Raw genomic sequence first — 14,655 nt, forward strand, 5'->3', positions numbered from 1 at the left:
ACTGAATTGGTTTTTATCCGGTACAATGACGGACGGAGTCAGCCTGATGGGCGCCTTCATACCGAAACTGGATGTAGCTTCTTTTTATCAACATTTTGATGTTCCGATAACCAGGGAAGATTGCGGAGCTCTCTGTTCACCGCATAACCCGAGCGGAAAACCTTTCTGTTGTGATATCTGCCGGGCAGTACCTGTCGCTTACAGGCAGGAATGGGACTACCTGTCTGCTAATACCGACCAGTGGCATGAGTGGCGGGGAGATGAGTGTACAGAAGAACCGGTCAATCCGAAAGAGATGCGGGCAGAAACCCCTGAACATTTGCTGTTACTGGCCTGCAAAGGTCCGCAGGCCTGCCAGCGGCAATACCGTGCCAGCAGCTGCCGGCAGTTCCCCTTTTTTCCTTATGTCACCGATAATTACCGGTTTATTGGTCTGGCTTATTACTGGGATTTTGAACCTACCTGCTGGATTATCAGTCACCTGGACCGGGTGACGGATGAATACCGGCGGGAATTTGTTAATACCTATGATGAAATTTTTAATATCTGGCCGGATGAATTTGAAAGTTATGCCGCCATGTCAGAAGAAATGAGGGATTTTTTCAAAGAACAGCATCGGCGTTTCCCGGTTTTACACCGCAATGGAAGAACTGTTCTGGTAAGTCCGGTCAGCGAAAGATTGCAATACATTTCTGTTGCCAGATTGCGCCGTTTTGGTCCGTATGATTCTAAAGAAGAGCAGCGATAGATTCTTAGTTAAGGTATTCATATACCCGTGTATATAATACTTGTACAATCGGTTGAACACGGGTGATTCAGGAGGTTTTTTCAATATGAACAAACGGTGGATGTTTCTCGCCTTAATTCTCTGTATGGCATTTAATTCGTTTGGATTTGCAGGCCATACCTATGAGAGCCAGGCAAATCTGGCAGAGACTGTGATTCCAACATCGGAAGAGACAGGTCAAACTCCACCGGCAGAAACCCCAACACCTGAAACGGTTTCATCAACTCCAACAGCGGAACAAACATTGACACCGGGCGATACATCTGCCCCTGTACAACCAACCACACCCGTAATGACTGCAGTTGTTCCAACCGAAGAGATCGCTCCAACGACCGCCCCGGAACAGGCGCAGGTGATCAATGCAGAAAACAGCTCCAAACTGACTCTCAAACGACAGGACGGAATCGGGTGGGGCTCCCTGCAGAAATTAATCGTTTCTCCTGATGGTAAAAACGTGTTGCTTTCGTATTCAACCCGTCTGACTCTGTTGAATCTGGGTGATCTTAGCACGATCTGGGAAGTGGACCCTGGCCGGATTCTTACGGATATCACATTCACCAAAGATGGCAGTCATCTGGTTTCCTGTTCTCCGGGTGGAACCGTTCAGATTATTGATGCCGCCACGGGGGCCATTTTGACCACCTCGATCCCGCAAAGGGAAGGCGTCAGGTCAATGGCATTATCAGATCATGGTGAATATTTCGCCATTCTGGATTACACCGGTATTTCCACAGTATGGAATATAAGCACCGGAAAACAGGTACAGGATAACAATGGCGCGGCCAATCCGGGTGGTATCAATGCTATTTTCATGTCTCCGGGCGGCGGAACACTGTTGATTGATGGCATCGACTCAAAAGTTCACAAACAGGTTCAGCAATGGAATGTGACCGACGGAAAGTTCAAAATTGGTTTGCTGGGTGTATTAAATGAAATGGTGAGATGGAAATTTTCACCTGATGCCAGGCGTATTTTTGGGATTAACACCCGCAGTTTGACGGCTCAACCAGCCAACACACTGGTCTCCTGGAATTCTGCCAATGGTGTATTACTCAAGACGTATGATTCAGTGGGGTTGATTACCGATTATAAAATCTCTCCCGATGGCACAACGCTATTGATAGCCACGGAGGATAACCAGATTCATGTGCTCGATGTTGAATCTGGCGGTAAAAAAGGAGTATTTGCAAAACATACCACACGAATTGCGGGTATGGATTTTACACCTGACAGTCAGGGGGTGGTTTCGTTGGGTGTGGATGGCAAATTGTATGAGTGGAATGTGGCCAACCAGAAAGCAGATTCAGAGCATGATCTCAAGTTTGCCACGCCACGAGATTCGATGATGTTTTCTTCGCAGGGACAGAGGGCGGCATTGCTATCCCCTGATCAAAAGAAACTGGGCGTCATGGATGTTGGAACCCTCTCAGGTGTGCAGATGATTGGTCCGGAGGAAATTTCACTGCGCATACCCGCCCTTTCTCCACGCGGCGATCTTGCGGCGGCCATAGACGCGCAGAATGGTTTGAATATCTGGGATGTTACCAGCGGTAAAAAATTACAGACCATACCGACCAAGACCCGGCAGCCTGTGAAAAAGATCAAGTTCTCCCCGGATGGGAAACTTGTGGCCACCCTAAGCGAAGGTCAAATATTTGTGTGGGACGCAGCCACCGGCAGCAAAGTCAGAGAAGTTGCCGGGCAGAACGATTTTGATTTTTCACCTGTCGAGAAGATTCTGGCATCAGACAGCACAGACAATCGTCTTTTCCTTACCAACCTGGATACCGGCAAGACGGTAACGGCTATCCCTGGCGACCATATCGATGCAATCAGTTATTCACCGGGTGGAGATCGGATCGCCATTGGTGGGCAGAAAGTGCAGGCCAAAGAGCGTGGTCTGGTTAACCTGATTTACCAGATCGATTTGACCAGCAAACAACGCATGCCCGTTGAGATGCCGGAATTGCTGGGAACTGTGAGCAGCATGGCCTATTCACCCAACATGGACCTGCTGGCTGCCAGTGATTCTCAGGGAAATATTTACCTTTGGAACTTGATGGATGGCAAACGGACAGCCTTTTTTGAAGAGTTGGCGTTCTCTCCGAGTGAGTTGGCTTTTAATAAAGAAGGAACCGAGCTCCTGGTTGGCGGCGGGGATGGAACAATCGGCGTGATTTCTACCACCGGTGGTGAAACAGCCGGACAGCCCAAAGCGGCTGAAGCACCTGGTGAAAGCACCATACCCGAACTTTCGAGTACACCCTATACTCATACGAAAGGATCTGTCACGGTTCAATTACCACAGGGATGGAATTTAAAGGAACCCTCTGATCTGGCTTTTGTCTCATCAGAAAAAAATAGTAACGGTATTGTGGCTTTTGTGGCCACCAATACTATCAATCCACTGACTGATGAGGGCTTCCTGAATTACATCAGCGGCTGTGAAGCGCAATTTGCCATCTCTGTTGCCAATTACAAAGAGACGGATCGCGGCATTGATACACGTAAGGGAAGTGGTTATGTAACAAAAACTGTTTCGATTTCTGGTATTGAATATTTCTTCGAGACGTATTACACCCGCGATGGATCCATTGTTTACCAGGTAAACTTCTTTACCCGTAAGCCATATATTGAAACCTATCTGCCCATTTATCAGGGCATATACGCCAGCCTCAAAATTAATAAAGCCTATATATCCAAACAGATGCCTTACGAGGAAGTGAATACGATAAACGGGGCAGACAATAGCTTTGTTTATGCCGTTCCAACCGGATGGATATCCGAGACAATGCAGGTCACCGATACAAACGCACGACAGTATTCTGCACCTGATAAATCGGCATTGATGCAGGTTTTTGCCATTCCATGGGATGACAAACAAATGATTGGTGATACAGAAATCTATGCCAGCATGCAAACCTGGCTGGAAACACAGGAAGGCACAGTGACCATTGTCAACCGTGAAAAAACGGAAACAGGCGGCTGGCAGATCACCTATGCCCTGCCGGAAAAAAACCGAAATGGAGTAATCACCGGGCTTAAAATCGGAACCAACCTCCAGACGTTGAATGTTGAATACCCCACTGATCTGGCGGCTCAATACTCCATGCTGGCGGCCAAACTGGTTGCCCGGTTTTCTCTTCCAAAGTAAATTGAGGCAGTCATGCACAATAAACATTAACAATGTCTATCAGACCTGATCAGATGAAAGGTCCGATCAGGTCTGGTTCAACTGGCGCTTTGCAGGGAAGAATTTGCCACGTAAAATAATTATCAGAAACAGTATCCAGTGTTCATAGATGGGGATTTATTTAGAAGGTGAATGGCTATGAAAAACCGAATGGCTCTGGTTTTAATGGCTTTATTACTGGTTTCCTGTCAGGTGGTTCCGTTTTCTTCTGTGCCAGATGAAACATTTTTCTCTGGAGCAGCAGGATTGCGGCGGCCTGTACGGCCGCAATCAGACACTACCTTTGGCACGACTCCTCTGAAAGAATGGTATGAAACCCCCTATAAATTGCAGGGCGATGACTTGCCTGTTAATCTGGAAATGGTCGAAAACTGGGAGGTGGCGGGTGATTTCACCTCTGCACAAACAGCATTCCTTTCGGCAAATGGTTTTGCTGTGTTGCACACTGGTGATGAACAGTTTTCTGATATCCGTGAACAGGTTTCCACCCGTTATGGGCAGCCGTACTATCTCACTACTGATGCCGCCTATCATGCCCTGCATATCAATTTTGATGCTCTGTTGAAGCAGCTTGAAAAAGAGGTATTCAAGACGGAAGCCTCAGAGATCATCTCGGCTATGCTTGATCAGGTGACAGAATATGCATCGGGCTTGAAGGGAACACCTCTGGAGGAAGACGCCTACCTGGCTGAAGCGTACCTGGGTGTGGCTTTGAAACTTTTTGATGACACCACCCGGCTTCCGGGCGATTTATCCAAAAAAATCCAACCACAACTGAATCAAATACAGGCCGGGAATGGCCGGGAAAAATCCGTACTCATTCCGGGCTTTGAAGACGATTATGGTGCGTATAAACCCGTGGGACATTATGCCGGTGATCCTGATCTGGAGAATTACTTCAGGGCTATGACCTGGCTGGGCAGGGTGGCTTTCAAATTCCGTGATGTGGAGAATCCACAATTCAAACCGTCCAGAACTCCTTTGATCCTCACACTGGCGTTGCGCGAGACAAAAACCGCACATGGCCCGGCGATCGACCGGTACCTGCATCTGATGGATACCCTGGGTTATCTGATTGGCCCAACAGACGATGGTGGTCCGGTGGAAACGGGCACACTGATGAATTCGATTTACGGCCGAAAGCTCTCCATTGAATCACTGGCCGATGACCAAAACTGGCAGGCATTCCTATCCAGGGTTGACGCTCTTCCCCGGCCAAAAATCAATTCGACATTCGTAAATACCACCATTGCTTTGAATAAAGAGCGCAGCTGGCGTCTGATGGGTCAGCGTTTTACGCTGGATGCCATGATTTTCCAGAATTTGATTTTCGACAAAGTGGGTACAGAGGCGAAAAAACGCGAATTCCCTTCTGGATTGGATGTAGCTGCCGCGTTTGGCTCAACCGCTGCATTGGAAGCACAGAAAAAGGCCGGTGAAACCGGTTATGAGAATTACCCCATCCAGATGGAAAAACTACAAAATCTGGTGAAAAACCAGCCGCAAAAAGAGTGGCTCAGCACATTTTATTCCGGGTGGTTGTATGCGTTCATACCCCAGCTGCAAACCAAAGGTGATGCTTTCCCTCCGCTTATGACCACATCGGCCTGGCAAAATCGAGAACTCAACAGTATGCTGGGAAGCTGGGCAGAATTGAAACATGACACCGCTCTGTATACCAAAATGCCTGAAATGATGGGCGGCGGCGGCCCTCCGGGATCACCATCAGCGCCTGGCTATGTGGAACCCAATCCAAACGTATTTTTCCGGCTGGCTTATATTGCCGGTGCCATTAAGGAGGGTCTGGAACGTCGCGGATATGCACAGGAAAATCAAAATTGGACAGAATCTGGAAACAATCTATCGTTTTCTGATCTTTGGGGTGGAATGGGTGACCTGTCTGAACAATTTTTGCATCTTGGTGATATTGCTGTAAAGGAACTTCAGGGACAGAAGCTTACTGGAGATGATTTTGACGTTATTCAATCTCCTCTGGGTAGAGTTGAATCGAAGGCTCTCTATGCACAAAGAACCGGTCAGGATGCCAAACAGGAGCCAGTGCCTGTGATCGCGTCAGTTTCAGGCGCAGGAAATAGTCTTCTTGAGGCGGGAGTCGGTAAACTGGACCGTTTGTTTGTTGTAGTTCCCATAAACGGCAAACTCCAGATCGCCCAGGGCGGAGTGTTTACCTATTACGAATTTAAACAACCCCGGACGAACCGTTTGACGGATGAAGAATGGCGATCCCGTGTGAATTCCAATTCGCCCAAATTGCCTGCATACACAGAGAACTATTTGTTGGCTGGCGGGAAAACGAAGGATATTCTGGCTTTTCGGATTGGAGATGTTTATCTCATCACAGAGAAAGGTGGAAAACCGCCGTTAAACCTGCGCGACAATCCATCAAAATCAGCGAATATTTTGGATGGACTAAAAAAAGACACCTATCTGGAGATCACGGATGGTCCAAAGACCAGTGGGGGACTGCAATGGTGGAAGGTCAGGGTTTTTGGCAGTGAAAAAGAAGGCTGGGTGGCTGAAAACCAGGAATGGTACGAAAGAGCGCATGGACAATAACCGTCTTCCAGTAAAATAATTAAATATCGGATGTATATTTGTTCGTCCAAAGAGGGAAGCAAGTACACGGCTGACCGTATTTGAAACAGCCGGTGGATGGAAAACTTGCAGGGATACTCTCGTTATACCTATACAGGAGCAAAAACTGGAAAACTCTCTCCCTTGATCAGCACAATATCATTGAATGGTTGAATTAGATGGATATACTGGCCGGAGAATTGTTTTCCGCCAATCTGTCTCCTCTGGATGATGAGGAAGTAACAGCCAAAGGGAGAGTCCCACGTCAAAAACAGGTCATACAGGTCGCCTCGATAGCAGCGGTGGTACTGCTGATTTTACCAGCCTGCATTTTCATGGTTTCCATACTGATTAATATGCTTACCGGGAATAATTAGCTTGAAAAGCATCAGTTTTAACTCCATGTATTGATTTAATGGTGCCTGTTTGATTCTCAACCCTGTCCAGAATCAGGTTTTGTATGATAGAAACATACATTGTTGTGATACCTGCCTGGAGATTTGTATGAATTCCGGAAGACGTTTTTCATTGATTTGGGTTTTGCTTATGCCTGTCCTGTTGACAGCCTGCAGCCGCCCGGGCATCTCTGGTTTTGCGCCCGCTCCGCTGCCCGTTTTTATTGAAACACCTTCCATATCTGCTGAACCGCCGGTTCCCACTGAACCGGGAAGCGTCGAATCGACTGTCAGCCCGGATGCCTATGATGTGGTATTGCCGACAGTCCGTCCGGGAGAGATTCGCCAGTGGGCAACCGAAGTCATCGCCAGTTCGCAATACAGCAGCCCGGACTGGGCAGCATCGCAGGCTCTTGGCAAACCTGACGTTTCTTTATGCGGTGACAACAGGCATGCCTGGGCATCCAAAGGAAACGATACGATTGAATGGATTGAATTGACGTATGACACACCGGTACACCCGACGGAGATTAACATTTACCAGAATTTCAATCCGTCACAGGTGGTGGAAGTCCAGTTAACGGCTGTGGATGGCAGCAAACACCTCATTTGGGAAGGATATCCTGAAAAGATCAAGGACTGCCCTGAGGTGATGACGATCGTAGTAGACCTAAACAGGCAGATTTTGGTGAACCGGGTACGGATCACCATTGATCAGCGGGTTCTGGGCTGGGGGTGGAATGAAATTGATGCCGTCGAACTGGTCGGCGCAAAAATGTAATGATGATCAAAACATAACAGCCGCCTGATCTTTCAGACGGCTGTTGAAAACTGGCTCATCCAATCCGGTTGGCGATGTTATTCCAGGCTGTTGAAAATACTGGTAAACAGTTCCTGAAGTTTCTGTTGGACGGAATTCTGGGCGGATGAGCCGAAAGCGACATCGTTCAAAGAATCGTTTTCCCGTTGGGCATACTGTTCATCCGGGGGCATCATACCCGGATTCGCAGGCGGTTCTGGCGGTTTAAGCTGGGAAATATCACCGCCGTTGGCGACATCGCGGAATTTTGTTGCCAGGTCTGAAAGCATGGAGCTGGCAGAAGACAGATCTTCATCCTCTGAAGCGGCCTCGAGTTTATCGGCGATGCTTGAAACGACCTCCTGGAATTTTTCGGGATCGGATTCCTGCAAGTCTTGAAGTTTACTGAAGAATTCTGATGGATTGGATGACTCCATGCTATCCATGCCAGAAAGACCGAACATCCCCATGGGAGGCGGCGGCGGGGTGGTTCCCGATACGCCATTGACTCCAGATGAGCTGGATGTACCGCTTAATTGCTGTAAATACGGATTGTTGCCTATGCTTGAAATTGTCATGATTACTCCTTTGTCCTGTGGATGATTGGCGGCTTACCCTGGGAAGATCCAAACACAGGAAGGTTCGTTCAGGTAATCCGTGATGGGTTACTTTCTATCTTAAGAATGCCAGCATAAAGAATCCATGAAGAAAATATCGAGAATTGTGGAGAAAAGTCTCCATAAACCTTCACATTTCAGGTCTATGGGATAATGATGAAGAATGATGGAAAAAACAATCCTGATCATAGAAGATGAGCAGCAGATCGTTGAAATTTGCCGTGATTACCTGCAGGCAGCCGGTTTCTCTGTGATTTCTGCTGCTGATGGATTAAGCGGATTTGACCTGGTCTGGAAAGCAAACCCATCCCTGGTGGTGCTTGATCTTATGCTCCCCGGTATGGACGGGATGGAAATTTGCCGTCGGATCCGGGAGAAAAGTTCGAAACCGGTAATCATCCTGACAGCCCGTCACAGGGAATTGGATAAACTGGAAGGATTGGAATCAGGTGCTGATGATTACCTGACCAAGCCATTCAGCCCCCGCGAACTGGTGGCGCGTATACAGACAGTATTAAGACGGGCGGGTAATGGTCAGGGAGATAAAAATTTTCAAAAAGCCGCCCTGCAGCTTGATCGCGACCATTACCGGGCTATTCTGCCGTGGGGTGAGGTTTCGTTGACTCCCACGGAATTTGACATCCTGGCCGAATTAAGCAGCCGGCCGGGCGAAATTTTTTCGCGGGGTGACCTGCTGAGTGCCGCCCGGGGTGTTTCTTTTGAGAGTTATGAGCGCGCCATCGATTCACATATCCGCAATCTACGGCGCAAAATTGACCGTGAAGAATTAGGTGAACGGCACATTATCACGGTGCATGGATTTGGATACAAATACGTCGAATGAATCAGTCTGATATTTCTTCTGCCGCCGCAGCGATTCGGAAACGATTGTTTCTTTTACTATTGCAATCGTTTGTATCTGTGATTGCCTTAATCCTGATCTTTGTGCTGGGTGCTTTATTCTTTTTGTTTTATCGGGTATCGAATTATTACCCCCCATTTCGACCAATGCTGTCTAATGTGCTGGAAGCCTATTATCAGGGCCGGGGAAGCTGGGAAGGTATTCAGACTTTAATCCCATCGGGTTCACACGACCCGGTTAGTATGGATCAGAATGAATGGAGGGATAGCATTCTTCTGGATCAACAGGGGAAAATTCTTATCGATCATGGCCAGATCGATTCTCCCAGGATCGGACAACCGTATTTTCCTCAGCCAGAGGATACCCCTGTTCCGATTCTGTTTCAGAACAGACAAATAGGCACACTGGTGGTCACACGGCTGCCTTCAGGTTTTGACGCCTTGAATTCCCTGATTTTGCCATTGGGTACGATGACCATATTTCTGGCCATTCTTACAGTGATCATTGGTCTATTGCTGTCACAACGGTTGATAAATCCGTTGGCCGAAGTGATTGCGGCATCACGAGCGGTCGCATCCGGTAATTTGTCGGCACGGGTAAAAGTGCAGGGTCCCGATGATCTGATGGTTCTTTCAGAGAGTTTCAATCAGATGTCTGGAACACTGGAAAAGAATGATCGCGAACAGCGTAATTTGATTGCAGATATTGCCCATGAATTACGCACACCTTTGGCCATCATTCAGGGCAAACTGGAGGGCGTGATGGATGGGATTTACCCTGCTGACAAAGCCCATATTCAACCGGTCTTATCTGAAACAGTACGTCTGGAGCATCTGATCAACGATCTGGATATGCTGGCACAGGCAGATTCAAACCAGCTTCAATTTAATTTCCTGCATGTTGATCTAAATATCCTGTGTCGGAAATCTATCAGTGATTTTGAAACGGAAGCATCTGAAAAGAAAATCACCGTTTTATTTCATCCGGATGCGACAATTCCAGAAGTTAAGGCTGATCCGCAGCGCATCAGTCAGGTGATGGATAATTTGCTGGGCAACGCCATCCGGTATATACCAGAAAGGGGAGAGGTTGTGGTTCAGACCCGCTCGTTGGAACATGGTGCCGAAGTGACCGTCAGCGATACCGGGCCCGGTATCGCTGACGAAGACCTGCCACATATATTTGACCGTTTCTGGCGAGGGGAGAAATCCCGGTCACGGGAATCGGGAGGAGCCGGTTTGGGATTGGCTATAGCCCGGCAATTTATCGAGATCCAGGGCGGAAAAATATGGGCCGCCAATCGTGAAGATGGCGGTCTGGTGGTCGGATTTAATTTACCGGCGGTAGATTAGTTTAAAACCGGTCAATCACTTTCACGCCAGTACCCTGGAAGCTGTCCATCTCTGTCAAAGCGACAGCGCCTTCTTCAAGCGTAATGGTCTTGCCGATCAATTTTGATGGGTCCACCTTGCCAGATTCGATCAATTCAAAGAGCTGCGGGTATTTGTGTGCTTGAATACCGTGGCTGCCAAGGATTTCCAATTCACGGGCAATCACTTTATCCATGGGAATGGCCGGGTGATTCTGGCCGCCCAGCATCAAGCCGACCTGGATATGTTTCCCGCGCTTTCTGAGATTCGCAATCGAATTAAAACAGGTGGTCGGGTTTCCGAGGGCATCAATGGAGACATGCGCGCCGCCCTTGGTAATATCCATTACTGCATTTACAACATCGGGTGTGTTCTTTGAATTAATCACGGCGGCAGCACCGATGGATTTTGCAAGGTCGAGTTTGTCATCGGCAATATCAATGGCCACCACATTGGCACCGGCGGCACTGGCGATCATGATGGCGGAAAGCCCCACACCGCCGCAGCCATGAACGGCCACCCACTGACCGGCTGCCACCTTGCCCTGTTCCACGACAGCCCGGAAGGATGTGACAAACCGGCAGCCCAGACTGGCGGCTGTGACGTAATCCATCGATTCGGGTAGGCGAACCAGGTTGCCATCTGCCCGGTCAATGGCTACATATTCAGCAAATGAACCCCAGTGTGTGAACCCGGGTTGGAATTGGTGATCACAGACCTGCTGGTTGCCAGACTGGCATTGCGGGCAGACACCACAGGCACAGACAAAAGGCAGGGTAACCCTGTCACCAGGCTTCCAGTTGTGCACATTTTTTCCCGCCGCCGCCACTTCCCCGGCCAGTTCATGCCCGGGAACATGCGGTAGAACCACATCGGTATCATGCCCCATCCAGGCATGCCAATCGCTGCGGCATAGACCGGTCGCTTTTACTTTTATAACGACACCAGTTTCGGCGGGTACGGGATCTGGCACCGTTTGAACTGAAACAGGTTGACCAAATTTCTCGATAACTACAGCGCGCATGATTTTCTCCTGTCAATTTAACGAGTTTTTAATGGATTGATAATCTCAAATATGTCGCATTATTATTACAATCATTGTAATAGCAGGCTTATTCTAAAGTAAAATATCGCATTCCGGGTTACCATTACTGGGGAATTGAACGCATGAAATATAAACTGGCGATTTTTGACTTTGATGGCACATTGGCTAATTCTTTCCCCTTTATTCTTAGCATACTCGATTCTCTGGCTGACCAATATCATATTCAACGGGTAAACGCAGATGACCTGCGAGAATTACGAAAACTGCATACCCGTCAGGTCATTGAACATTTCAATTTTCCTATGTGGAAATTACCTATTATCGGCCGGAATGTGAACAGGCAAATGTCTGAAAATATTCATGAAGTCCAATTATTTGAGGGAATTGACGTTGTACTTAAAGACCTGGCAGAATTGGGCATTATCCTTGTTGTCGTTAGTTCCAATTCGTATGAAAATGTTGTTCGGGTTTTAGGTAGGGAAACCTCCAGTCTGTTTTCGCATTTTGAATGCGGCAGTTCCATCTTTGGAAAAAAGGGGCGGTTCAAGCGTGTATTACGAAAATTCAAAATTGATCCGTCAGAAGTCATCAGTATTGGCGATGAGATCCGCGATCTGGAAGCTTCCCAAAAAGCGAAAATACCTTTTGGCGCTGTAACCTGGGGATATACAGATCCAGATGCCTTCGCATCGTTACAACCTAATCATCTTTTTAAATCCGTCAATGATATTCGGGCTGTTTTAACGGGTTTGTAATCAACTCATAATACTTCCACCCGGTTGCGTCCGCGTTTTTTAGCCTGATACATAGCCTGGTCTGCTCTGACTAAAAGATCTTCCAGGGTGGCGGTATTTTCATCTTTCCAGGCTACCCCAAGACTGGCCTGTAAATAATTATCATGACTGACACCGGGAACTTTGATCTGGTGAAATTCATCCAGCAGGCGGATGGCGGCAGCCCGGGCTTCTATCAATGTAGTATCTGGCAGAAGGATACAAAATTCATCTCCACCATAACGGCCTGCTGTATCGATCTTTCGGATAAATGCAGCCAGAACCTTGCCAACATCTGCCAGAACAGAGTCGCCAGCCTGGTGGCCGCAGGTATCATTAATCAGTTTAAAGTTGTCGATATCCAACATTATTATAGAGATTGGCGTATTATGTCTGCGTGATCGTTCGAATTCCTTTTCGGCGGCTTGAAGGAGACTTCTTCGATTATTGATGCCTGTGAGGGAATCAATGATGGCATTTTCTTCCATTTTTTGATACATACGGGCATTATCAATGGCAATACCCGCAAGATCTGCAAAGGCAATTAAACGGTCAGCTTCTTCATTGGAATTAAAGACATTGGCTTTATTAGAATCCAGGTTGAGGAAACCGATGACCTTGTTTTTTACCCTGATTGGTGCTCCCAGATAGCTCAACACATTTGGATTGGTAAAGTAATCTACTTTACGGGTATCGGGAATAAACATGGGTTGGCCGGTTTCATACATTTTCTTCAAATTTTCTACTTCCTCAACCTTGAATTTGGCTGCCTTTACCCAGTCTATTTCTTCAGGGCTGATATATCCATGAAAGATTTCCACATGAGCCACACCATTTTCTATTAACAAGATGTTAGCCATATTACAGGGAAGGAATTCAAACACACTCGAAAGAATTCGTTCAAGGACTTCATTCAAGTTCAAGGTGCTGTTGACAGCCATTGAAACATCACGCAGTGCTTCGGCAAACAGCCGTCGTTCAATTTCAACTTTTTCTGTTTTTTTCCTTGAAGTGATATCTCGAATGGCTAAAAGCCAACCGGCAAATCCCCTATTTTCATCTGTAATCAATTGACCGTCAATTTCTAATGTTTGTGAGGATTCCAGAGTGGATTCCAGATGAAATCCGGTTTTCATGCTCATCTTGTATTGAAGTCCGGGAATATTAATCAATCCTTCTTCCAGGTTGATACCCATCCAATTTTCCTGCGGGTAACGCAAAAGCTGCTGACCACTCCGGTTAATATCGACGATGGCATTTTGGCCATCGACAACCACAAGCGATTCCGCCAAATTATCAAAAAGCATGCTTCTGGCAATCGGCGCAATTTCCAACAGACGGTATTTATTTAAAGCGACAAAGACGAGCAATCCACTCAGGAAAAAGCCGATGGGAGTGATATCCAGATTCTTTATCAGCGGAATCCGCAGGACATATAGAATATTCGCCAGTAAAGGCGGAAGAATACTTAGGACAAAAATCAAGGATTGACTTTTGTGGATAGATAGTCGTGTGGCAAGATACTGCCTGGTGACAATGACAGACATTACCAGAAGAATCAGATAGTTGTAAATCAACCCGAGCCAGTACAACGGACCGCGTAAATAAACCAGCGTGTCATAGGGCGAGTCCGGGGGAGTAACAAACCCCGACCAGATTAAATGATGGTAGTCATTGGTTGCCGCCAACAAGATCACGCAGATTGGTACGGCCCATAACAGGGCTAATTGTGTACGCGTCATCTGGGGCCCGATTCTGAAGTATCTTGTAACAAACAGGAAGAAAAGTGGAAGGCAATTGAACACCCCAAAATAGCTGAATTTAGCAAAAAGCACTTTTAGTATCTGGTCTTGAACCGCGCTTTCAAACCCTACAAAGAAGCTCCATTCTGCGATGAGTACCATGGCGAAACCTAAAAGAAGGGACTCTCTGTTTTTCCAGCGTAAAAACACCTGAATGGCCACGACCATTGAAAAGACGCCGGTGCCAATCAAACTAAGCGCGTACGGGTTGAAATTCCAATTGATCAAAACCTTTCCATCCCCTTTTGGTTTGACATGATGAATGGATAAATTATAACGTGATACATATTGTAGGATAAGTAATCGGGGAAAAGGCTGATGTTTTCATCTTCCTTCCATTTTTCATTTATTACAAGTTAAAAGCAACTAAATAATAAATTAATGATAATAAGGACTTTAATAATCCGATATAGTAAA

General features: G+C 47.1%; 11 protein-coding genes. 8 read left to right on the forward strand and 3 right to left on the reverse strand.

Going from position 1 to position 14,655, the window contains the following annotated elements; all coding sequences use genetic code 11:
* Window positions 1–46: 46 nt before the first annotated feature.
* From LTAR_RS08985 to LTAR_RS09005, 5 genes are all read left to right on the forward strand, one after another.
* Entirely contained in the window at window positions 47–748 is a 702-nt protein-coding gene (locus tag LTAR_RS08985) for a hypothetical protein (RefSeq protein ID WP_062421862.1), read from the forward strand.
* Window positions 749–833: 85 nt separating this feature from the next.
* On the forward strand, window positions 834–3,941 hold the full coding sequence (locus tag LTAR_RS08990) for a WD40 domain-containing protein (RefSeq protein WP_062421864.1): 3,108 nt from the start codon (window positions 834–836) through the stop codon (window positions 3,939–3,941).
* A 177-nt stretch (window positions 3,942–4,118) separates the two neighbouring features.
* Window positions 4,119–6,557 (forward strand): DUF3160 domain-containing protein, encoded by a 2,439-nt coding sequence (locus tag LTAR_RS08995; protein ID WP_062421865.1) that lies wholly within the window; start codon window positions 4,119–4,121, stop codon window positions 6,555–6,557.
* 197 nt (window positions 6,558–6,754) lie between these two features.
* On the forward strand, window positions 6,755–6,952 hold the full coding sequence (locus LTAR_RS09000) for a hypothetical protein (protein WP_062421868.1): 198 nt from the start codon (window positions 6,755–6,757) through the stop codon (window positions 6,950–6,952).
* A 127-nt stretch (window positions 6,953–7,079) separates the two neighbouring features.
* Window positions 7,080–7,751, forward strand: coding sequence for a hypothetical protein (locus LTAR_RS09005; RefSeq protein WP_062421869.1), 672 nt, complete (start codon window positions 7,080–7,082; stop codon window positions 7,749–7,751).
* A 77-nt stretch (window positions 7,752–7,828) separates the two neighbouring features.
* Here the strand turns inward: LTAR_RS09005 and LTAR_RS09010 are convergent, their stop codons facing one another.
* A complete protein-coding gene (locus LTAR_RS09010) occupies window positions 7,829–8,347 on the reverse strand; it encodes a hypothetical protein (protein ID WP_062421871.1) in 519 nt (172 codons plus the stop codon).
* A gap of 202 nt (window positions 8,348–8,549) precedes the next feature.
* Between LTAR_RS09010 and LTAR_RS09015 the strand changes: the two genes are divergently transcribed.
* Together LTAR_RS09015 and LTAR_RS09020 are read left to right on the forward strand one after the other, a co-directional pair.
* Window positions 8,550–9,230: a response regulator transcription factor gene (locus tag LTAR_RS09015; RefSeq protein WP_236686596.1), complete on the forward strand. Its 681-nt coding sequence runs from the start codon at window positions 8,550–8,552 to the stop codon at window positions 9,228–9,230.
* The gene (locus LTAR_RS09020) at window positions 9,227–10,600 is read left to right on the forward strand and encodes a sensor histidine kinase (protein WP_062421873.1); all 1,374 of its coding nucleotides are present in this window, start codon (window positions 9,227–9,229) and stop codon (window positions 10,598–10,600) included. The genes LTAR_RS09015 and LTAR_RS09020 overlap by 4 nt, the downstream gene beginning before the upstream one ends.
* A 1-nt stretch (window position 10,601) precedes the next feature.
* Here the strand turns inward: LTAR_RS09020 and LTAR_RS09025 are convergent, their stop codons facing one another.
* Complete coding sequence (locus LTAR_RS09025) at window positions 10,602–11,642, reverse strand: zinc-dependent alcohol dehydrogenase family protein (RefSeq protein ID WP_062421875.1); 1,041 nt, start codon at window positions 11,640–11,642, stop codon at window positions 10,602–10,604.
* Window positions 11,643–11,785: 143 nt separating this feature from the next.
* Between LTAR_RS09025 and LTAR_RS09030 the strand changes: the two genes are divergently transcribed.
* A complete protein-coding gene (locus LTAR_RS09030) occupies window positions 11,786–12,418 on the forward strand; it encodes an HAD hydrolase-like protein (protein WP_062421876.1) in 633 nt (210 codons plus the stop codon).
* A 5-nt stretch (window positions 12,419–12,423) separates the two neighbouring features.
* Here LTAR_RS09030 and LTAR_RS09035 read toward each other — a convergent pair whose 3' ends face one another.
* The gene (locus tag LTAR_RS09035) at window positions 12,424–14,466 is read right to left on the reverse strand and encodes a diguanylate cyclase (RefSeq protein ID WP_062421878.1); all 2,043 of its coding nucleotides are present in this window, start codon (window positions 14,464–14,466) and stop codon (window positions 12,424–12,426) included.
* Window positions 14,467–14,655 lie beyond the last annotated feature (189 nt).

The sequence above is a fragment of the Leptolinea tardivitalis genome (assembly GCF_001050275.1).
Classification (GTDB): domain Bacteria; phylum Chloroflexota; class Anaerolineae; order Anaerolineales; family Anaerolineaceae; genus Leptolinea; species Leptolinea tardivitalis.